General features: G+C 58.2%; 16 protein-coding genes and 1 other RNA gene. 9 read left to right on the top strand and 8 right to left on the bottom strand.

Features of this window, described 5'->3' with window-relative positions; genetic code table 11:
* Positions 1-763: 763 nt before the first annotated feature.
* The 5 genes from ACLBW8_RS19250 to ACLBW8_RS19230 form a co-directional block, all read right to left on the bottom strand.
* The gene (locus ACLBW8_RS19250) at positions 764-2,020 is read right to left on the bottom strand and encodes an integrase domain-containing protein (protein ID WP_447806084.1); all 1,257 of its coding nucleotides are present in this window, start codon (positions 2,018-2,020) and stop codon (positions 764-766) included.
* Positions 2,021-2,207: 187 nt separating this feature from the next.
* Positions 2,208-2,604, bottom strand: a transfer-messenger RNA (tmRNA) gene (gene ssrA, locus ACLBW8_RS19245).
* A 104-nt stretch (positions 2,605-2,708) separates the two neighbouring features.
* Positions 2,709-2,987: a hypothetical protein gene (locus tag ACLBW8_RS19240; RefSeq protein ID WP_262666291.1), complete on the bottom strand. Its 279-nt coding sequence runs from the start codon at positions 2,985-2,987 to the stop codon at positions 2,709-2,711.
* A 136-nt stretch (positions 2,988-3,123) separates the two neighbouring features.
* Positions 3,124-5,934, bottom strand: coding sequence for an FAD-binding and (Fe-S)-binding domain-containing protein (locus ACLBW8_RS19235; RefSeq protein WP_447806083.1), 2,811 nt, complete (start codon positions 5,932-5,934; stop codon positions 3,124-3,126).
* A 70-nt stretch (positions 5,935-6,004) separates the two neighbouring features.
* The gene (locus ACLBW8_RS19230) at positions 6,005-7,699 is read right to left on the bottom strand and encodes a lactate permease LctP family transporter (RefSeq protein ID WP_407017098.1); all 1,695 of its coding nucleotides are present in this window, start codon (positions 7,697-7,699) and stop codon (positions 6,005-6,007) included.
* Positions 7,700-7,961: 262 nt separating this feature from the next.
* On the opposite strand from ACLBW8_RS19230, the gene ACLBW8_RS19225 reads away from it, so the two are divergent.
* Complete coding sequence (locus tag ACLBW8_RS19225; protein WP_053258089.1) at positions 7,962-8,729, top strand: GntR family transcriptional regulator; 768 nt, start codon at positions 7,962-7,964, stop codon at positions 8,727-8,729.
* Between the two features lie 38 nt (positions 8,730-8,767).
* Here the strand turns inward: ACLBW8_RS19225 and smpB are convergent, their stop codons facing one another.
* Entirely contained in the window at positions 8,768-9,250 is a 483-nt protein-coding gene (gene smpB, locus ACLBW8_RS19220) for an SsrA-binding protein SmpB (protein WP_003176160.1), read from the bottom strand.
* Positions 9,251-9,416: 166 nt separating this feature from the next.
* Between smpB and ACLBW8_RS19215 the strand changes: the two genes are divergently transcribed.
* Together ACLBW8_RS19215 and ACLBW8_RS19210 are read left to right on the top strand one after the other, a co-directional pair.
* A complete protein-coding gene (locus tag ACLBW8_RS19215; protein WP_049711477.1) occupies positions 9,417-9,851 on the top strand; it encodes a type II toxin-antitoxin system RatA family toxin in 435 nt (144 codons plus the stop codon).
* The gene (locus ACLBW8_RS19210; protein ID WP_447806082.1) at positions 9,844-10,146 is read left to right on the top strand and encodes an RnfH family protein; all 303 of its coding nucleotides are present in this window, start codon (positions 9,844-9,846) and stop codon (positions 10,144-10,146) included. Before ACLBW8_RS19215 ends, ACLBW8_RS19210 begins: the two co-directional genes overlap by 8 nt.
* A 63-nt stretch (positions 10,147-10,209) precedes the next feature.
* Here the strand turns inward: ACLBW8_RS19210 and ACLBW8_RS19205 are convergent, their stop codons facing one another.
* A complete protein-coding gene (locus ACLBW8_RS19205) occupies positions 10,210-10,737 on the bottom strand; it encodes an outer membrane protein assembly factor BamE (protein WP_053258086.1) in 528 nt (175 codons plus the stop codon).
* 98 nt (positions 10,738-10,835) lie between these two features.
* Between ACLBW8_RS19205 and fur the strand changes: the two genes are divergently transcribed.
* Positions 10,836-11,240 carry a ferric iron uptake transcriptional regulator gene (gene fur, locus ACLBW8_RS19200; RefSeq protein WP_053258085.1) on the top strand — a complete coding sequence of 135 codons (405 nt, stop codon included), beginning with the start codon at positions 10,836-10,838 and terminating at the stop codon, positions 11,238-11,240.
* Positions 11,241-11,338: 98 nt separating this feature from the next.
* On the opposite strand, the gene recN is transcribed toward fur, so the two are convergent.
* Complete coding sequence (recN, locus tag ACLBW8_RS19195; RefSeq protein ID WP_064454184.1) at positions 11,339-13,012, bottom strand: DNA repair protein RecN; 1,674 nt, start codon at positions 13,010-13,012, stop codon at positions 11,339-11,341.
* Between the two features lie 254 nt (positions 13,013-13,266).
* On the opposite strand from recN, the gene grpE reads away from it, so the two are divergent.
* The 5 genes from grpE to carA all read left to right on the top strand — a co-directional run bounded on the left by grpE (position 13,267) and on the right by carA (position 19,501).
* Positions 13,267-13,827, top strand: coding sequence for a nucleotide exchange factor GrpE (grpE, locus tag ACLBW8_RS19190; protein ID WP_053258083.1), 561 nt, complete (start codon positions 13,267-13,269; stop codon positions 13,825-13,827).
* Between the two features lie 102 nt (positions 13,828-13,929).
* A complete protein-coding gene (gene dnaK, locus ACLBW8_RS19185) occupies positions 13,930-15,846 on the top strand; it encodes a molecular chaperone DnaK (RefSeq protein WP_064454182.1) in 1,917 nt (638 codons plus the stop codon).
* Positions 15,847-16,163: 317 nt separating this feature from the next.
* Positions 16,164-17,288 carry a molecular chaperone DnaJ gene (gene dnaJ / locus ACLBW8_RS19180; protein ID WP_053258081.1) on the top strand — a complete coding sequence of 375 codons (1,125 nt, stop codon included), beginning with the start codon at positions 16,164-16,166 and terminating at the stop codon, positions 17,286-17,288.
* Positions 17,289-17,298: 10 nt separating this feature from the next.
* Entirely contained in the window at positions 17,299-18,105 is an 807-nt protein-coding gene (gene dapB / locus ACLBW8_RS19175) for a 4-hydroxy-tetrahydrodipicolinate reductase (RefSeq protein WP_064454181.1), read from the top strand.
* Between the two features lie 259 nt (positions 18,106-18,364).
* On the top strand, positions 18,365-19,501 hold the full coding sequence (gene carA / locus ACLBW8_RS19170; protein WP_064454180.1) for a glutamine-hydrolyzing carbamoyl-phosphate synthase small subunit: 1,137 nt from the start codon (positions 18,365-18,367) through the stop codon (positions 19,499-19,501).
* Positions 19,502-19,557: the final 56 nt, after the last annotated feature.

The raw sequence follows: 19,557 nt of genomic DNA, 5'->3' as shown, positions 1-19,557 counted from the left end.
TGGAGGCAGTGCTGGCTGACTAAACCAGCGCCTGAAGATCCTGAGCCAGGTGAACGCAGCAATGCGATGACCGGGACATGCCTGACTGTCAGTCAGGTGCAGTCCATTCCGTGGCCTGCGGCACCATCATCTACAGCGCTGTTGCTGGTGACATGGGCGTTTGTCACGCCGATTGTCACGAGGAGGAATGCCGCAAAGCCTTGTGCGATGAGGGCTGCAGCAGTGGTAGAAGTGCCCGTCTCTTCCCAGAAGAAAGAGACGGGCGCAGGTTGGCGCAAGATTCGGCCAAGCGGATAGGTTGCTGCAGGGCAGCGACGTAGGAAGTGTTGTCTGGCGCACGAGGGCCATGATCTGAAGTAGGCATCCATCACCGGAGAGGTGACCGGGCGAGCTGCCGGACGCTAATCGCCATTTGGGGGGAGAACCACCGCGAGAGCGGCGTGACCTTCAAGGTTCGGGCCACCTGGGTTGCTGTCATCGACAGCGCTTGCACAGCCAGTTCTACGCCTGTGGATACACCCGGTCAAGGTTCGAAAATCAGCGCCACTTTGGACTTGAAGAACGGTTATCCACCGGTGGAATTCCGTGGTAAATCCTGGACGACGTGGTCGCTTTGTGCTCTTCAAAGTAAGGTCCATCCAAACAGGGCGGCTTTGCAGCCCTGTTTGGATGGACCCGCGTTTAGAAGCGGATAAGCGAGGCTGCTTGCCCCGAATCTTGAACGTTCAGTTGTTGTTTCTGCAGTTCTTGCGCCTGTACAGCGCTAGCGAATCGGCACCACGGTCTTGTCTCTGACTTGGCCGTACGCTGAGGCGAGCAGGCTGCCGGTGGCGGCTTTCTGGATGTACTCACTCCACCAGGCCATCATCGGGCGACGGCGCTCAATGTAGTCGGCTCGGTTGTAGGCGCTGCGCACCTCGTCCTTGTCGACATGCGCCAGTGCGACCTCAATGAGCTCCGGGTCCCAGCCATGCTCATTCAAAATGGTGCTGGCCATCGAGCGCATGCCGTGGCTGACCAACCGATCCTGGAACCCCATGCGTTTCAACGCCATGTTGGCGGTCTGACTATTGGCGTGGGTGCGCGGATTTCTGTCTGCCGGGAAGACATATTCGCGATGGCCGCTGTGAGACTTGAGTGATTCTAACAGTGCGAGAGCGTGATCACTCATCGGGATGCTGTGAACCCGGCGCTTCTTCATCCGCTCCGGTGGGATAGTCCAGACACGCCTTTCAAAGTCGATGTCTGCCCAGCGAGTAGTCGCCGCCTCGGCGGGGCGGGTCATCGTGTGCAACTGCCATTCGATCAGGCAGCGGGTCGTTCGTTTGATACTGGCGTTCGCGATCTCCAGCATGAGCTCGGGGAGCTCTTCGGGCGGCAGCGCAGCCATGTTCTCTTTCTTGGGCTTCTTGAAGACCGCCCTGATCCCGCTGAGCGGGTTGGCGAAGATCAGGCCGGAGTTTACGCCGTAGGTCATGATCTCGTTTAGCCGCTGGCTAAGACGCTTGACCGTCTCCAGGCTGCCTTTCGCTTCGATAGGGCGAAGTAATCCAATCACCATCGGCGCGGTGATTTTCACCAGTGGTGTCGTACTCAGGTCGGGGAACACATGCAATGTAAGCGACCGCCAGATGTCCTCGGCGTAGGCCGGGGTGACCGAGTCTTTCTTGAGCTCGAACCAGGCAGTGGCCACGTTCTCGAAGGTGTGTTCCGTTTCTGCGCGCTTGGCTTCATTCAGCGTATTGCGCTGCACCTTCGGATCAATGCCCTGTGCAAGCAGCTCGCGCGCATCGACTGCCATCTTTCGTGCGTTCGCCAGTGACAGTTCGGGGTAGGTCCCGAAGCCGATGTTGATGCGCTTCTTGGTCACCGGTTCGCGGTAGTTGAAATTCCACAGCAACGAGCCGTTGCTGCGTACACGGAGCTGCAAACCGTCACCGTCGGTGAGGACATAATCCTTGGACGCGGGTTTGACTCCCTTGAGCTGCCGATCGGAGAGGCGGAGGGTTTGAGCAGGCATGAGATTTTCCTCAGGCTCTGATTTGGTATTCCAAAGATTAGCACCGGTTGGCCTGGAATACCGTTTGGAATACCCGAATGGCTGGAACTCAAAAAATCTCAGAGGACCGCAAAAGCGCTGGAAGCCGCGTGTTTACTGGGTTTCAGGCACAAAAAAAGACGTCCGTGGACGTCTTTAGATGATGAAGTGGTGGAGCCGGGGGGATTTGAACCCCCGTCCGCCAGTACTCCGCTGTCGGTACTACATGCGTAGCCGTTTCTATTAAGTTAACCCTCAGCGACCCGAAGGGCAGGGTGCTTTGGGCGAGTTGTGTAAGTTTTAGCCGCTTCGTCCACAACGTACTGCACGGCGATTCTGTTCTATATGACAATCACTTTGGGTTTACAGACATCCCCTGGTGATTGCTGGACCCGAAGGTACCAGAAGCTCAGGGCTAAGGCTGCTTACGCAGCGAGAGCGAATTCCTGGCCGTAGTTTTCGTCATTGGCAACTATAAGAAGTTGCAACAGTGGATTTACGAGTTCTGTTACCAACTCGGCATGCACCTAAAGTTTCGCGACCGGCGTCGAATCCTAAACGGCCCCGTGCTTGTAACTCGTTGTTTCTTAGTGAGTGACAAGCCTGTGCAGTGTACGCCAAACGCTCACAGAAGGCCAACCCGAAGGTTGGCCGCGACCGAGTGAAGCGCTTATTGGCCGCCTTTTTCGCTGTTCTGCAGATCTTGCAGTGCTTTGGACGTGATCTCGATGCACTTCTTGTCATCACCGGCTGCGTGGGCTGCCTTGGCTTGGGAGACGGCGGTGTCGATTTCGCCGCTTTTGCCGCTGGTGTCGGTGGCTAGCAATGCTTTGCCGTTGTTGATTTTGTCCAGATTGATTCTGCACAGGTCAGGCTCACCTGCAGCGAAAACAGGGGAGGCCATGATCGCAGCGGTAACGAACAAACCAGCAAGAGCGGAACGCTTCATAGGGTATCTCCTTGCGAAAAAGGGCTCGACGCTGCTGGCGTTCAACGGCTGCCAGCGACATCACTGATGAGCCTCGTTCGCCGAGGCCTATGCAGATGACTACGCCGGCGCGCAGGGGTTCTGTTTTTTTGCAGGTTTAATGTGCGCGGGCCTGGGTGACCCGGTCCACGAGATACACCAACCCGTGGTAATCGATGCCGCCATGCTGGCTCAAGCCTATCTCGCAGGTTCGGCTGGTGGAGATGCCCTCGCTGCAATATTGCACCGCGTCCTTGAGTGATCGCAGTGAGTGGGCGTTGAGTTCCGGCGTGGTGAAGCCTTTGTCGCCGGCAAATCCGCAGCAGTGGATGCCTTCCGGAATCACCACGGTTTTGGCGCAGCGCCGCGCGAGATCAATCAATGCCTGGCTCTCGCCCAGGTGTTGAGTGCTACAGGTGACGTGCACGGCGATGGGTGCTTCCTGAGGCGTGAAGTCGAGGCGGTCCATCAGGTGGGTGCGGATAAAGCGCACCGGGTCGTAGAGGTCCAGGCGCGTTTCGCCGAGGTCTTGTACCAGCCTCAGGGTGCAGGGGCTGGTGTCGCAATAGATCGGGTCGAGGCCGCCGCGGCTGGCATGGAGCAGGGCACCGATCAGTTCCTGGCGCTTGTGCTCGGCCTGTTCGGCGTAGCCTTTGGAGGCAAAGGGCTGGCCGCAGCACAGGCTGTCCTGGTTGTCGGGGAAGACCACTTGGTAACCGGCTTTTTCCAGTAGACCCCGGGTTTTGTCGTACAGCGACATCTGCTCTTTATCACCCGCTGCCGGGCCCATGGCGCGTGAGACACAGGCCGCCAGGTAGACCACGCGCGGGCGCGGGTCTGTCACGGCCGGGCTGAAGCGAATGGCTTTTTCCGGCTGCGGCATGGCGTTGCTCCACTGCGGGATCTGCCCTTTGGACAGTCTGGTCAGTGTGGCCGACAGCTTGGCCAGGCGTGGCGCGCCCAAGAGCATCCGTGCACCGTTGGCGACGTGCAGGGTGAAGCGCGCACCTTGCATGGCCGTGGCGAAATGGCTGGCGAGCCAATCGGCGGTCTTCGTACGGTCGGCATCGCGTGCGCGGAGTTTTTTCACCAGGTCGCCGGTATTGATGCCTACAGGGCAGCGTTGGGCGCATAACCCGGTGGCGGCACAGGTGTCGATGCCTTGATAGTGATAGGCCGCTTCCAGTTCGGTGGTATCGACGCCCGCACGTTTCTTCGCCTGAATGTCACGCCAGATCACAATGCGCTGGCGTGGGCTCAACGTCAGGCCCTTCGATGGGCACACCGGCTCGCAGAAGCCACATTCGATGCACTTATCCACAAGCTCGTCGGCGGCGGGCAGGGGTTTGAGGTGCTTGAGGTGGATTTGCGGGTCTTCGCTGAGCACCACGTCGGGGTTGAGAATGCCGTTCGGGTCGAGCAGGCGTTTGAGCTGCCACATTAACTGATACGCATCGCTGCCCCACTCCAGCTCAACGAACGGCGCCATGTTGCGGCCGGTGCCGTGTTCGGCTTTCAGCGAGCCGCCAAACTCCACGGCTACCAGTTGTGCGACGTCGTCCATGAACGCTTGATAGCGTGCGACTTCTTCGCTGCTATTGAAGCCTTGGGTGAACACAAAGTGCAGATTGCCTTCCAGGGCATGTCCGAAAAGGATGGCTTCATCGTAGTGATGTTTGTCGAACAGCGCGATCAAGCGGTTCACGCCGATGGCCAGTTGCTCGACCGGGAAGGTCACGTCTTCGATGATGACCGTGGTGCCGGTTTTACGCACCGCGCCAACGGCCGGGAAGGTGTCTTTGCGGATAGCCCACAGGCGGGCGTTTTCTACGGGGTCTTCGGTGAAGTCGACTTGTTTTTCCACAGGGAATGCAGCCAGGGACGCCATGATCAGCCCCAGTTGCTCATGCAGCAACGCCGGCGACGCGGCGCGGGATTCAATCAGCAGTGCGCAGGCATTTTCCGATAGCTGCTGTACGAAAGCGGGCATGCCCGGTTTGTCCTGTACCGAGCGCATGCTGCGCCGGTCCAGCAACTCGACGGCCGACACCGGTTGAGTTTTGAGCACCGTTACCGCGTTGCAGCAGGTCTCGACATCCGAGAACACAATCAGCGCCGATGCTTTGTTCGGGTGATCAATGACGGTGTCGTAAGTCACTGCGCTGATAAAACCGAGGGTGCCTTCGGAACCCACCAGCAGATGGCTGAGGATATCCAGTGGCTCGTCGAAATCCACCAGAGCATTGAGTGACAGGCCTGTGGTGTTTTTCAGACGGTATTTGTGGCGGATTTTTGCAGCCAGTGCAGCGTTTGCCCGCGTCTCGCGCCCCAGATTCGCCAGGCGCTCCAGCAGTGCGCCGTGCTGTTCGCGAAATGCAGCAACGCTGGCTGCATCTTCGGTATCCAGACGGCTGCCGTCCGCCAGTACCAGGCGGATACCTGCCAGGGTGTGATAGGTGTTTTGCGCGGTGCCGCAGCACATGCCGCTGGCATTGTTGGCAACAATGCCGCCAATTTTGCAGGCATTGATCGACGCCGGGTCCGGCCCGATCTTGCGCCCGAACGGTGCCAGCCAGGCATTGGCTTGCGCGCCGATCACGCCGGGTTGCAGGCGGATTTGCGTGCCTTGCCCGCGAATCTCGCGGCCATTCCAATTGTCACCCAGCACGATCAGCACCGAGTCGCTGATGGCTTGGCCGGACAAGCTGGTGCCCGCTGCACGGAAGGTCACGGGGACACGGTCACGCCGGGCGAGTTGCAGCAGTGCCACCACTTCCTCTTCCGATTCCACGCGAATCACCAGCTGTGGGATCAGTCGGTAAAAGCTGGCGTCGGTGCCGAAGGCGAGGGTGGAAAGTGGATCGTCGAAGCGGCGATCTTTTGGGATCAGTTGTGCGGCGTCGCTCAGAAAAGCAGCAGGCAGGCTCATCGGTCCTCCAGAAATAGCAGACGCCGGAACCGTGTTCCGGCGTCGATTCTTACCCTATTGCGTGCAGGTCTCAGTGCACCAGCATACCGGTGAACCAGTAGGCCTGCGCCAGGGTGATCAGCCCGACGATGGTGGCGAAAAACAGGCTGTGCTTGAGGGTAAAGCGGAACAGGTCGGATTCCTTGCCTACCAGGCCGGTGGCGGCGCACGCCACGGCGATCGATTGCGGCGAGATCATTTTGCCGGTCACGCCGCCGCTGGTATTGGCGGCGACCAGCAGCACATCATTAACGCCAATCTGGTGCGCGGTGGTGGCTTGCAGCGAGCTGAACAGGGCGTTGGACGAAGTGTCGGAGCCTGTCAGGAAAACCCCCAGCCAGCCAAGGAAAGGCGAGAAGAACGGGAAGGCTGCACCCGTGGCTGCCAGCACAAGCGCCATGGTCGAGGACATGCCCGAGTAGTTAGTGACGAAGGCGAAGGCCAGCACCATGCCGATGGACAGGATGGGCCAGCGCAATTCGTAGAAGGTTTCTTTTAAAGTGGTCAGACCAGTTTTTACATCGATCTTGAGCACCAGCATCGAGATTAGCGCGGAGAAGAAAATCGCGGTGCCCGTTGCAGAGATCGGGTCCAGCTTGAACACAGCGGGAATCGCCGTCGGGTTAGCGACAATTGGGGCGACCTTGACGACCAGTTGATCCAGGTGCGGGATCGCGAAGTTGAAGACCCAGCTGTACATCGCGCCACCTGCAGCGAACATCGCTTTGAATGGCTTGAGGGTCCAAATGGTGACCAGTACGGTCAGGATCAGGAACGGCGACCAGGCCTTGAATATTTGCCCCAGGCCGTAGGGCGAAGCGACCGTTTGGCGCGGCTGACCGAAGCCGCCGATGCTGGCGGTGACCGCAGCCCCGGAGGTGGCCCCCGCAATCTGTGCGCCCGCGGCACGCTTGGGTTGCCAGACTTTCAAAAACAGGGTCAGGGCTACCAGGCTGACGAGGGCCGAGGTGATATCCGGCAGCTCCGGGCCGATGAAGTTGGACGTGAAATATTGGGTGACGGCAAAGCTCAAGCCTGCCACCAGCGCCGCCGGCCAGGTTTCGCGAACGCCGCGCAGGCCGTCCATCATGAACACCAGCCAGAACGGTACAAACAGCGACAGCAACGGCAGTTGGCGGCCGGCCATGGCGCCGATTTTAAAGGAATCAATGCCGGTTACTTGGCCGGCGACGATGATCGGAATGCCCAGCGCGCCAAAGGCTACAGGCGCGGTGTTGGCGATCAGGCACAAGCCGGCGGCATACAGCGGGTTGAAACCCAGGCCGACCAGCAGTGCGGCGGTAATCGCCACGGGGGCGCCGAAACCGGCCGCACCTTCGAGGAACGCGCCGAAGCAGAAACCGATCAACAGCACCTGAAGGCGCTGGTCGTCGGTGATCGACAGGACCGAGCTGCGGATGATTTCAAATTGGCCGCTCTTGACGGTCAGTTTGTAGAGGAAAACGGCGGCGACGATGATCCATGCGATGGGCCACAGGCCGTAGGCAAAACCATAACCGGCGGCGGCCAGCGCCATGTCGACCGGCATCTTGAAGGCGAAGATTGCCACCAGGATCGACAATGCCAGCGTAATACTCCCGGCGACGTGGCCTTTGAGGCGAAACACGGCCAGGGCGAGGAAGAAGAATACGATCGGAATAACGGCGGCCAGTGCGGACAGGCCGAGGCTGCCGAGCGGGCTGTAGAGCTGTTGCCAGGTTTGCATGTGGGGTGGCCCCTAATTGTTGTTGGTCAGGCACTGTTTAGTCAGCTTGGATAATTGGTAAGACCAATTTACAGCCGCTGTTGGCTAGAGTAAAAGTGTTGGCGTGGCTGTGTCAATTTGCCGCTGACGAAACTTTGGTCGTAGCGACGTAGCCGAGGTGTCCTGCTCGGGTCTATCGAAGGCGTTCTGATAGGTGCCGCAAGCGCGGCGATAGGCCAGAATAGAGGCCCCGGCGAGTGGTCGGGATTGTGGAGAGTGAGTTATGGGGTTTGATCAGGTGCGTCAGCGCCGTTTGTCTGACGATATTGTCGAGCAGCTTGAGGGCATGATCCTCGAGGGCACGCTGAAGTCGGGCGAGCGCTTGCCGGCCGAGCGCGCTTTGGCTGAGCAGTTTGGCGTGTCGCGCCCTTCGTTGCGTGAGGCGATTCAGAAGCTGGCGGCCAAGGGGCTGTTGGTCAGTCGTCAGGGTGGCGGTAACTATGTCGCGGATTCTCTGGGGTCTACTTTCAGTGATCCGCTGCTGCACCTCTTGGAAAATAACCCGGAGGCTCAGCGTGATCTGCTCGAGTTTCGTCAGACTCTAGAAGCGTCCTGTGCCTATTACGCGGCGTTGCGGGCTACCGAGGTCGACCGTGAGCGGCTGACGTCGGCTTTTGAAGCGTTACAGGATTGCTATACGCGTGTGGATGAGGTCAGCCGGGTGGAAGAGGGCGCGGCGGATGCGCGGTTTCACTTGGCCATCGCTGAGGCCAGTCATAACGCGGTGTTGCTGCACACCATTCGCGGACTGTTTGATCTGCTCAAGCGGAACGTGGTGACCAACATCGGCGGCATGTACCAGCAGCGTACGGAGACCCGTGACATGCTGATCAGTCAGCACCGGGATTTGTACCTGGCAATTATCGAGGGGCGTGCCGAGCAGGCGCGGGAAGTCTCAACGCGTCACCTGTTGTATGTGCAGGAAGTGTTAGAAGAGGTGCGTCAGGAAGTTCAGCGCGTGGCGCGGGCGGAGCGGCGTAAAGGCATGTAGCCCGGGGTGAGTCACCCGAGGCTACAGTGTCACAAGGATTACTCTTCCTTGCCCTTGTTGCGCACGGCGCGGTGCAGCTCACGATTGGAGTCGCGTTCGCGCTCGGTGTCGCGCTTGTCGTATTCCTTTTTGCCCTTGCCGAGCGCGATCTCGCACTTGACCAGGTGCTTGCTCCAGTACCAGGACAGGCAGATGCAGGCATAGCCTTTCTGCTGTACGGCGGCAGCGAGCTTTTCCAGTTCGCGCGCGTTGAGCAATAGCTTGCGCGTGCGCACCGGGTCGGCGATTACGTGGGTGCTCGCGGTTGTCAGCGGGGTGATATGACTGCCCAGCAGCCATGCCTCGCCATCCTTGAGCAATACGTAGCTGTCGACCAGTTGCAGCTTGCTGGCACGCAGACTCTTTACTTCCCAGCCGGCCAGGACCAGACCAGCCTCGAACCGATGTTCGATGAAGTAATCGTGTCGCGCCTTTTTATTTTGCGCGATGGTCCCTGTAGGGTGTTTCTTTTGTTTAGCCATAGGGGCGGCATTATAGGGAGTTGCGAGCGTGTAGGCTACGGTCAACCTGCGTGCTTGAGCGTGTTGGACGAATCCCGGACAATACGGGCAGTTCTTAGGTTTTTTTCTCTCGCGGATCGGGCTGTTCTTTCGCGATGTTTGCTTCAGCAGTGGAAATAACGCTCACATGACGACGCATATTCAACGTTCGGCCTTACTGCCTTATCCGGCGCAGGCGCTCTATGACCTGGTCAACGACGTTGCGCGTTACCCGGAATTCCTGCCTTGGTGCTCCACTGCCGAGGTACTGGAAGGCAGTGATGAGCACATGGTTGCCAGTGTTGGGGTGGCCAAGGGCGGTCTTAGCCAGCACTTTGTTACGCGCAACGTGCTGGTGCCTGGGAAATCCATTGAAATGAATCTGCAGGAAGGGCCATTCACCCAGTTGCATGGGGTGTGGGTGTTCAAGGCACTGACCGACAAGGCCTGCAAGATCAGCCTCGACCTGTCATTTGATTATGCGGGCCCAATTGTGCGCGCGACGTTGGGGCCATTGTTTAACCAGGCAGCTAATACGCTGGTCGATGCATTCTGTCAGCGGGCCAAGCAACTGCATGGTTGAGATTGAAGTGGTGTATGCCTCCGAGGATCGCCAGGTTTTGTTGGCGGTGACGGTGCCTGCGGGCACAAGCCTGAGGGTGGCGGTGCAGGCATCGGGCATTGCAGGGCAATTTCCGGGGCTGGTATTGGCTGATTGCCCTTTGGGGATTTTTGGCAAGGTGGTTGCGGACGCGGATGTGCGTGCTGTGCAGTCGGGTGATCGAATTGAGATTTACCGGCCGTTGCTGGCAGACCCCAAGGAAGTGCGCAGGCTGCGCGCGGCCAAGGCCGCGATGGCCAGGCAACAACCTTCATAACACTGCCAATCGACAGGCAACAAAAAGCCCGGCATGCCGGGCTTTTTGTTGCGCGCCGCAAAATTATTGCGGGGCGGTGTCCAGAGGCTGTGGCGTCGGGACCGGAACGGTTTGCACGCCATCCACGTCCTTCTGGATCTGATCCAGCAACGAGCCTGGCTTGGCCGGTACCTCGGACTTCGGCTTCTCTGCTTCCTGCGCGGGCGCAGTCACATTGGTGCCGTTGTCCTTGCCCAGCAAGGCTTCATCACGGCTTACACCGGGCATGAAGTCACCGGACAGGCTGACAAGCTGGTCATTGCCATTGAAGATGACGCTGACGCGTTCCTGCTGGCGCTCACCGCCACCTGGCTGGATGCTGTAGAGATAATCCCAGCGATCGGCATGAAAAGTGTCGGTCAGCAGGGGGTTGCCCATGATAAACCGTACTTGCCGTCGGGTCATTCCCGGACGTAACTGGTCTATCATGTCCTGCGTGACGACATTGCCCTGCTGGATGTCGATTTTGTAAACCCCGGGGAATGAACAACCGGCGAGTGCGAGCAGTCCCACAAGGGTGAAACTGGTTAGCAAGAGCTTGGTGTTTTGCATCGGTGGGCGACTTCCACTATCTTGGCTGGGACAACGTAAACGCCGATCATACCCGTATTAAGAGAAGCTGCGAAGCAGCATCCGCGAGAAAGCTAACCATGGTTGAAAATAGCGAACTACGCAAAGCCGGTCTTAAAGTGACTCTGCCACGAGTCAAGATTCTACAAATGCTCGATTCTGCTGAGCAGCGCCACATGAGTGCCGAAGATGTTTACAAGGCGCTGATGGAGTCTAACGAGGACGTTGGCCTGGCCACGGTTTACCGTGTGCTGACCCAGTTTGAAGCCGCAGGGCTGGTGGTTCGTCATAATTTCGACGGCGGTCATGCAGTGTTCGAATTGGCTGACGGCGGTCATCACGACCACATGGTTGACCTGGATACCAATGAGGTTATCGAGTTCACCAGTCCGGAAATCGAGAAGCTCCAGCACACTATCGCTGAGCAGCATGGGTTCGATTTGGTGGACCATAATCTGGTGCTGTACATCCGTAAGAAAAAGTAAAAATCGACGCAGATTTGCTCTGCGAAACGATAGAAGGCGACCCTAGGGTCGCCTTCGTGCTTTCTATAGTAGAGAAAAGAGAGCGAAAAATGCTCGGTTCAGGCCTTGGTAGCCACGACCATTTTCTTCGCGTGGGCCAGGGACTCCTTGGTCAGGTCGATACCGCCCAGCATCCGCGCCACTTCTTCTACGCGTTCCGACTTGTTCAGCTTGGACACGGCCGTGTGCGTCGCATCGCTGCCCCTTACTTTATGCACAAACAAATGCTGATGCCCTTGAGCCGCCACTTGCGGTAAGTGAGTCACCGTCAGTACCTGGCCACGATCCCCTAGTCGGCGCAACAATTGGCCAACAATCTCTGCGGTCGGCCCGCCAATACCAACGTCCACTTCATCGAATACCAGCGTGGGTACCCGTGATGTCTGGGCGGTAATCACCTGGATCGCCAGGCTGATCCGCGACAGTTCGCCACCGGACGCCACTTTCGCCAGCGCCTTGAGCGGCTGCCCAGGGTTGGCGCTCACCAGCAGTTCCACCTGTTCCAGGCCGTGAGGTTGTAGTTCATTGCTGGTGTTGGTGCGCAGTTCGATGGTAAACCGCCCGCCAGGCATGCCAAGGCGCTGAATTTCCTGCTCTACGGCGCTGGCCAGGCTTGTGGCTGCTTGCTGGCGCAGGTCGCTCAGCTCGCGAGCCTTTTCTTGGTAATGTCGGGCGAAAGAGGCGAGTTCATCGCCCAGTCGCTCAATGGATTCGTCGTTGGCGTTAAGGGTTTCGATTTCATCCAGCAGTTTTTGCTGCATCGTCGCCACTTCGGTCGGCTGAATGCGATGTTTGCGCGCCAGGGTGTAGATGGTATCCAGGCGCTCCTCTATTTCCTGCAGGCGGGCTGGATCGGCATCGAAGTGGTCGAGAAAGCGGTTGAGTTCTCCCACGGCTTCTTCAACCTGGATCTGTGCGCTGGTCAGTAACGTTGTGGCTTCGTTCAGCGAGCCGGATGCATTGTTCACGCTGGACAGGCGATTGAGGCTGGCGGTCAGTGCATTGAGCACGTTGCCGGAATCGCTTTCGCTGCATTGCTCCACCACTTGCCGGCAGATACCCAGCAGGGTTTCGGCGTTGGTCAGGTTCTTGTGTTCCTGTTCCAACTGCTCCAGCTCGGTTTCGCCCAGGCCCAGGCTTTCGAGCTCTTCGAGCTGATAGCTGAGCAGCTGGTGACGAGCGCGTTGTTCGTCGCCGGAGTTGGAGAGCCGCTCCAGCTCCTGGCGCGTCTGTCTCCAGCGCTGGGCGGCAAGTTGTACTTGTCGGGCCAGATCGGTGGCACCGGCGTACTCATCGAGCAAACGACGATGGGTGTCGGTTTTCAGCAGGGATTGGTGTTCATGCTGGCTGTGGATATCGATCAGCAATTCGCCGAGGGCTTTCAAGTCGCCAAGGGGGCAAGGCGTGCCGTTGATGTAGCCGCGTGAGCGTCCTTCTGCGGTGATGACTCGGCGCAGGATGCATGGGCCTTCATTATTAAGGTCGCGCTCGGCCAGCCAGGCTTCGGCTTCGGGAATGTCTGCCAGGTCAAAGGTGGCCAGGATATCGGCCTTGTCCGCGCCTGGGCGCACCACGCCGCTATCGGCACGGTCGCCAAGGGTCAGGCCCAAGGCGTCGAGCATGATCGATTTACCGGCGCCGGTTTCGCCTGTGATTACGCTCATCCCGCGATCCAGTTCGAGATCCAGATGTTCAACGATGGCGTAGTTATGTACAGACAGGTGCACGAGCATGACGGCCGCTCCCAGGCGTTAGGTCTGGTTATTTATACAGTGTTTTGTTTGGGGCTGACAATCCTGGCGCTTAGCTCAATTTGCTTGATCGAATGACTTTATTAGCGCAATTGGGAATGACTGCTCAGAAATTGATCTGGCGCAAGTGAAAGGCTTATGGAAGCGCCTGCGCCCTTGAACCTGGAAATTGTGGCCCCATATACCGGAACAGAAGCGCGAGTTTAGTTCGCGCATGATTTTGAAAGGAGAAATCTATGGCTGACGAACAGACGCAGGATACGCAAACTCCAGACGCCAATTCGGCTGCCGGTGATGAACTGGCAACTCGTGTGCAAGTGCTCGAAGAGCAATTGGCCGCTGCGCAGGATCAGTCTTTGCGTGTTGCTGCCGATCTGCAGAACGTCCGCCGCCGCGCCGAGCAGGATGTCGAAAAGGCTCACAAATTCGCGTTGGAAAAATTCGCCAATGACCTGCTGCCGATTATCGACAGCCTGGAACGTGGCCTTGAATTGTCCAACCCGGCCGACGAAAACATTCGCCCGATGCGCGAAGGGATCGAGCTGACCCTGAAAATGTTCCAGGACACCCTGAAGCGTTATCAGTTGGAGGCCATCGATCCGCAAGGCGGCGAGCCGTTCAATGCAGAGCATCACCAGGCTATGGCCATGCAGGAAAGCCATGACCTTGAGCCGAACAGCGTATTGAAAGTGTTCCAGAAGGGTTATCAGCTCAACGGTCGCTTGCTGCGCCCGGCAATGGTGGTGGTGAGCAAGGCTCCTGCACCTGTTGCACCTTCTATTGATGAGCAGGCTTGAAATCCGCCGCAAGGCCCCCATTTATAAGTCAAGCGTTTAAGTGCTACCGCAGTTAGCCACCACTGCTGCGGCAACCAAATTCATGTTTCGGGAGAGTAAATCATGGGCAAAATTATCGGTATCGACCTGGGGACTACCAACTCCTGCGTCTCCGTGCTGGAAAACGGCGTTGCAAAAGTTATCGAAAACGCCGAAGGCGCGCGTACCACGCCGTCGATCATTGCTTACGCCAACGACGGTGAAATCCTCGTCGGTCAGTCGGCCAAGCGTCAGGCTGTGACCAATCCGCACAACACCCTGTACGCGGTGAAGCGTCTGATCGGTCGTAAGTTCGACGAAGAAGTCGTACAGAAAGACATCAAGATGGTCCCTTACAAAATCGCCAAGGCTGACAACGGTGACGCCTGGGTTGAAGTAAACGGCCAGAAAATGTCGCCGCCGCAAATCTCGGCTGAAATCTTGAAAAAGATGAAGAAAACCGCCGAAGACTACCTCGGTGAAGCAGTAACTGAGGCGGTGATTACCGTTCCGGCCTACTTCAACGACAGCCAGCGTCAGGCGACCAAAGACGCCGGCCGCATCGCGGGTCTGGACGTTAAACGTATCATCAACGAACCGACCGCAGCTGCTCTGGCTTACGGTATGGACAAGGCCAAGGGCGACCACACCGTGATCGTTTACGACCTGGGTGGCGGTACGTTTGACGTCTCCGTGATCGAGATCGCTGAAGTTGACGGCGAGCACCAGTTCGAAGTGTTGGCCACCAACGGTGACACTTTCCTGGGTGGTGAAGACTTTGACATTCGTCTGATCGACTACCTCGTTGACGAATTCAAGAAAGAAAGCGGCATGAACCTCAAGGGTGACCCGCTGGCGATGCAGCGCCTGAAAGAAGCTGCCGAGAAAGCCAAGATCGAGTTGTCTTCCGCTCAGTCGACCGACGTGAATCTGCCGTACATCACTGCAGACGCTACCGGTCCTAAGCACTTGAACGTGAAGATCTCGCGCTCCAAGCTGGAAGCGCTGGTTGAAGACCTGGTTCAACGCACCATCGAGCCTTGCCGCATCGCGCTGAAAGACTCGGGTATCGACGTTGGTTCGATCAACGACGTGATCCTGGTAGGCGGTCAGACCCGTATGCCACTGGTTCAGAAGCTGGTCACCGAGTTCTTCGGTAAAGAAGCACGTAAAGACGTGAACCCGGACGAAGCCGTTGCCATGGGTGCTGCTATCCAGGGTGCGGTACTGGCCGGCGACGTGAAAGACGTGCTGCTGCTGGACGTCAGCCCGCTGACCCTGGGTATCGAAACCATGGGTGGCGTGATGACCGCGCTGATCGAGAAAAACACCACGATTCCTACCAAGAAATCGCAAGTGTTCTCGACTGCCGACGACAACCAGGGCGCCGTGACCATTCACGTACTGCAAGGTGAGCGTAAGCAAGCCGCTCAGAACAAGTCCTTGGGCAAGTTCGACCTGGCTGAGATTCCACCAGCACCACGTGGCGTGCCACAAATTGAAGTGACCTTCGACATCGACGCCAACGGCATCTTGCACGTAGGTGCTAAAGACAAGGCCACTGGCAAAGAGCAGAAGATCACCATCAAGGCCAACTCCGGTCTGTCTGATGAAGAAATTCAACAGATGATTCGTGATGCTGAAACCAATGCCGAGGCTGACAAGAAGTTTGAAGAGCTGGCCGGTGCCCGTAACCAGGGTGATGCATTGGTTCACTCGACGCGCAAAATGATCGCTGAAGCTGGCGATAAAGTGACTGCCGAAGAGAAAACTGCAATCGAAGCCGCTTTGGTTGCCCTGGAAGCCGCTGTTAAAGGCGACGACAAGGCTGCCATTGAAGCCAAGGTTGAGGAGCTGTCGAAGGTCTCCGCGCCAGTTGCTCAGAAAATGTACGCCGAACAAGGCCAGCCGGCAGAAGGTGCTGCTCAACACGCAGAGCCTGAAGCCAAGCACGACGACGTTGTCGATGCCGAGTTCGAAGAAGTCAAAGACCACAAGTAAGTTGGTCGCCCGGTTGACCGCTATCAAGCGGTGACTGGTAGGATGTCGCCGCGCGGGAGCTTGCTCCCGCGTTGGCGTGTCTGGGGTATGCGAATTTTTACAACATGCGACAAGGGTCGGATGTTGGCGGTGTGACTGGGAATGCTCCTGCTTCCCGGGCGAAAGTCACCGCGTTTTTGGCCGGGTCCCTGGCTAAAAGCAGTAATGACCAGGATCGTTGAATTGACGTGAGTTGGGTCCGGGCCTGTATTGGGGCTCAACGAGTTTGGCAAGGCTCAGGAGGGTCTGGCCGAACGTCCTTAAGAGTGCAAAGACTTATGGCAAAGCGTGACTATTACGAAGTATTGGGTGTTGAGCGCGGTTCCAGCGAGGCGGACCTGAAAAAGGCTTACCGTCGCCTGGCGATGAAGCACCACCCGGACCGTAATCCGGATAGCAAAGAATCCGAAGAGATGTTCAAAGAGGCCAACGAGGCCTACGAATGCCTGTCTGATCCCAACAAGCGTGCGGCCTACGACCAGTATGGTCATGCCGGCGTCGACCCAAGCATGGGTGGCGGCGGTGCCGGTTTTGGTGGTCAGAACTTTTCCGATATTTTCGGTGATGTATTCAGCGACTTCTTCGGTGGTGGCCGTGGCGGCCAACGCGGCGGTGCCCAGCGTGGCAGCGACTTGCGTTACACCCTGGAGCTGAATCTGGAGGAGGCCGTACGCGGCACCACCGTCAATATCCGTGTGCCGACGCTGGTCAATTGCAAGCCATGCGACGGTTCGGGCGCCAAGAAAGGCTCCTCTCCGATCACTTGCCCAACCTGCGGCGGTATCGGCCAGGTGCGTATGCAGCAGGGCTTCTTCTCGGTGCAGCAGACCTGCCCGCGTTGCCATGGCCAGGGCAAGATCATTTCCGATCCGTGCGATTCCTGCCACGGCGAAGGCCGTGTCGAAGAGTACAAGACCCTCTCGGTGAAAGTGCCGGCGGGTGTGGACACAGGTGATCGCATTCGTCTGTCGGGCGAAGGCGAGGCGGGGACTCAGGGTGGTCCTACAGGCGACCTGTATGTGGTGATCAATGTGCGCGAGCACTCGATTTTCCAGCGTGATGGCAAGCACCTGTTCTGCGAAGTGCCGATCAGCTTTGTCGACGCTGCATTGGGTGGTGAGCTGGAGATCCCGACGCTTGATGGTCGAGTCAAGCTCAAGATTCCTGAGGGGACGCAGACCGGCAAGCAGTTCCGTATCCGTGGCAAAGGCGTTGCGCCGGTGCGCGGTGGCGGTGCTGGTGACCTGATGTGCCGTGTAGCGGTGGAGACTCCGGTTAATCTGGGCCGTCGTCAGCGTGAATTGCTTGAAGAGTTCCGCAGCTCGTTGGAAGGTGATGACTCCCATTCGCCGAAAACCACGGGCTTTTTCGATGGCGTGAAGCGCTTCTTCGGCGACCTGTAAGGAAGTGAATATGCGACGTATAGCCGTAATGGGCGCTGCCGGGCGCATGGGCAAGACGCTGGTCGAGGCGGTGCAGCAGCGCTCACCGGCTTGCGGGTTGACCGCGGCGATTGTTCGTCCCGGCAGCACGTTGACGGGTGCGGATGCCGGTGAGCTGGCCTCGTTAGGGCGCATTGGCGTTTCGTTGTCGGGCAATCTGGAGAAGGTAGCTGACGATTTCGACGTGCTCATCGACTTCACTCTGCCCGAGGTCATGCTGAAAAACCTGGCGTTCTGCCGCAAGGCGGGTAAGGCCATGGTAATCGGCACTACGGGCCTGAGTGCCGAGCAGAAGCAGTTGTTGGTCGAGGCGGGCAAAGATATCCCGGTGGTCTTCGCTGCCAACTTCAGTGTCGGTGTGAACCTGTCGCTCAAGCTGCTCGATATGGCGGCTCGTGTGCTCGGTGAGGATGCGGATATCGAGATTATCGAGACGCATCACCGCCACAAGATCGATGCGCCGTCTGGCACCGCGCTGCGCATGGGTGAGGCTATCGCCGATGCGCTGGGGCGTGACCTGTCGAAAGTTGCTGTTTACGGGCGTGAAGGCCATACCGGTGCGCGTGCGCGTGACACCATTGGCTTTGCCACCGTTCGCGGTGGCGATGTGGTTGGCGATCACACCGTACTGTTCGCTACCGAAGGCGAGCGCTTGGAGATTACACACAAAGCGTCCAGTCGCATGACGTTTGCCAAGGGCGCGGTACGTGCCGCGCTCTGGCTGGAAGGCCGCGAGCCTGGTCTGTATGACATGCGCGATGTGCTGGATCTGCACTAATCAGTAGCTAAAACGGGGCCTCAGGATTATCCTGAGGCCCCGTTTTTAACCGCTAAGCGACGTCCTGTCGCATTCCCCTGCCTTTAAGGCTCATTAGCGGTGGACCAAAAAAGCCTTTTTCTGTAAGCTACAGCTTTAGTGTGTCCACTAAAAGCGCGCAGAATAATTCAGTGAAGAAGCGGGGTGACGTGTCCATACGTCACTCCGCTTTTTTACAACCTGCGATCGCCCTTTCAGGCTTTATTTACGGGAGGTCTTCTTGACTAAGCCAGCCATACTCGCCCTTGCTGATGGCAGCATTTTTCGCGGCGAAGCCATTGGAGCCGACGGTCAAACCGTTGGAGAGGTGGTGTTTAACACTGCCATGACCGGCTATCAGGAAATCCTTACCGATCCTTCCTACGCCCAACAGATCGTTACCCTGACCTATCCGCACATCGGCAACACCGGTACTACACCGGAAGACGTCGAGTCTGATCGTGTCTGGTCGGCCGGTCTGGTGATTCGTGACCTTCCACTGGTTGCGAGCAACTGGCGTAACACGATGTCGCTGTCCGATTACCTGAAAGCCAATAACGTTGTGGCGATCGCCGGTATCGATACGCGCCGCCTGACACGCATCTTGCGTGAAAAAGGCTCGCAGAACGGCTGCATCATGGCGGGTGACAATATTTCCGAAGCGGCGGCGATCGCTGCAGCGCAAGGCTTCCCTGGCCTGAAAGGCATGGACCTGGCGAAAGAAGTCAGCACCAAAAAGCAGTATGAGTGGCGCTCCACTGTCTGGGACTTGAAGACCGACAGCCACGAGACCATCGCTGCTGCTGACCTGCAATACCACGTAGTCGCCTACGACTACGGCATCAAGTACAACATCCTGCGCATGCTGGTCGAGCGCGGTTGCCGCGTAACCGTGGTGCCGGCGCAAACCCCGGCCAGCGACGTGCTGGCCCTGCAGCCGGACGGTGTGTTTCTGTCCAACGGCCCGGGTGACCCTGAGCCTTGCGACTACGCCATCAAGGCGATCAAGGAAGTGCTGGAAACCGAGATTCCGGTGTTCGGTATCTGCCTCGGCCACCAATTGCTGGCCCTGGCCTCCGGCGCCAAGACCCTCAAAATGGGTCACGGCCACCACGGTGCCAACCACCCTGTGCAAGACCTGGACACTGGCGTTGTAATGATCACCAGCCAGAACCACGGCTTTGCGGTGGATGAAGCGACCTTGCCGGGCAATGTCCGTGCGATTCACAAGTCGCTGTTCGACGGCTCTCTCCAAGGCATCGAGCGCACCGACAAGAGCGCGTTCAGCTTCCAGGGCCACCCTGAAGCAAGCCCGGGCCCGAACGACGTAGCGCCGCTGTTCGACCGTTTCATCAATGAAATGGCCAAGCGACGCTGACGGACTGGCTTGCGGGCGGCCCCGAACCTCGGTGGCCCCCGCAGGCTCTTCAAAGA

Source organism: Pseudomonas sp. M5A4_2d, from assembly GCF_053345295.1.
This window is presented reverse-complemented; position numbering and strand designations above follow the sequence as displayed.

Coding starts and splice junctions, on each gene's coding strand:
- ACLBW8_RS19250 (WP_447806084.1), bottom strand. CDS start 2,020: ATGCCTGCTCAAACCCTCCGCCTCTCCGATCGGCAGCTCAAGGGAGTC.
- ACLBW8_RS19240 (WP_262666291.1), bottom strand. CDS start 2,987: ATGAAGCGTTCCGCTCTTGCTGGTTTGTTCGTTACCGCTGCGATCATG.
- ACLBW8_RS19235 (WP_447806083.1), bottom strand. CDS start 5,934: ATGAGCCTGCCTGCTGCTTTTCTGAGCGACGCCGCACAACTGATCCCA.
- ACLBW8_RS19230 (WP_407017098.1), bottom strand. CDS start 7,699: ATGCAAACCTGGCAACAGCTCTACAGCCCGCTCGGCAGCCTCGGCCTG.
- ACLBW8_RS19225 (WP_053258089.1), top strand. CDS start 7,962: ATGGGGTTTGATCAGGTGCGTCAGCGCCGTTTGTCTGACGATATTGTC.
- smpB (WP_003176160.1), bottom strand. CDS start 9,250: ATGGCTAAACAAAAGAAACACCCTACAGGGACCATCGCGCAAAATAAA.
- ACLBW8_RS19215 (WP_049711477.1), top strand. CDS start 9,417: ATGACGACGCATATTCAACGTTCGGCCTTACTGCCTTATCCGGCGCAG.
- ACLBW8_RS19210 (WP_447806082.1), top strand. CDS start 9,844: ATGGTTGAGATTGAAGTGGTGTATGCCTCCGAGGATCGCCAGGTTTTG.
- ACLBW8_RS19205 (WP_053258086.1), bottom strand. CDS start 10,737: ATGCAAAACACCAAGCTCTTGCTAACCAGTTTCACCCTTGTGGGACTG.
- fur (WP_053258085.1), top strand. CDS start 10,836: ATGGTTGAAAATAGCGAACTACGCAAAGCCGGTCTTAAAGTGACTCTG.
- recN (WP_064454184.1), bottom strand. CDS start 13,012: ATGCTCGTGCACCTGTCTGTACATAACTACGCCATCGTTGAACATCTG.
- grpE (WP_053258083.1), top strand. CDS start 13,267: ATGGCTGACGAACAGACGCAGGATACGCAAACTCCAGACGCCAATTCG.
- dnaK (WP_064454182.1), top strand. CDS start 13,930: ATGGGCAAAATTATCGGTATCGACCTGGGGACTACCAACTCCTGCGTC.
- dnaJ (WP_053258081.1), top strand. CDS start 16,164: ATGGCAAAGCGTGACTATTACGAAGTATTGGGTGTTGAGCGCGGTTCC.
- dapB (WP_064454181.1), top strand. CDS start 17,299: ATGCGACGTATAGCCGTAATGGGCGCTGCCGGGCGCATGGGCAAGACG.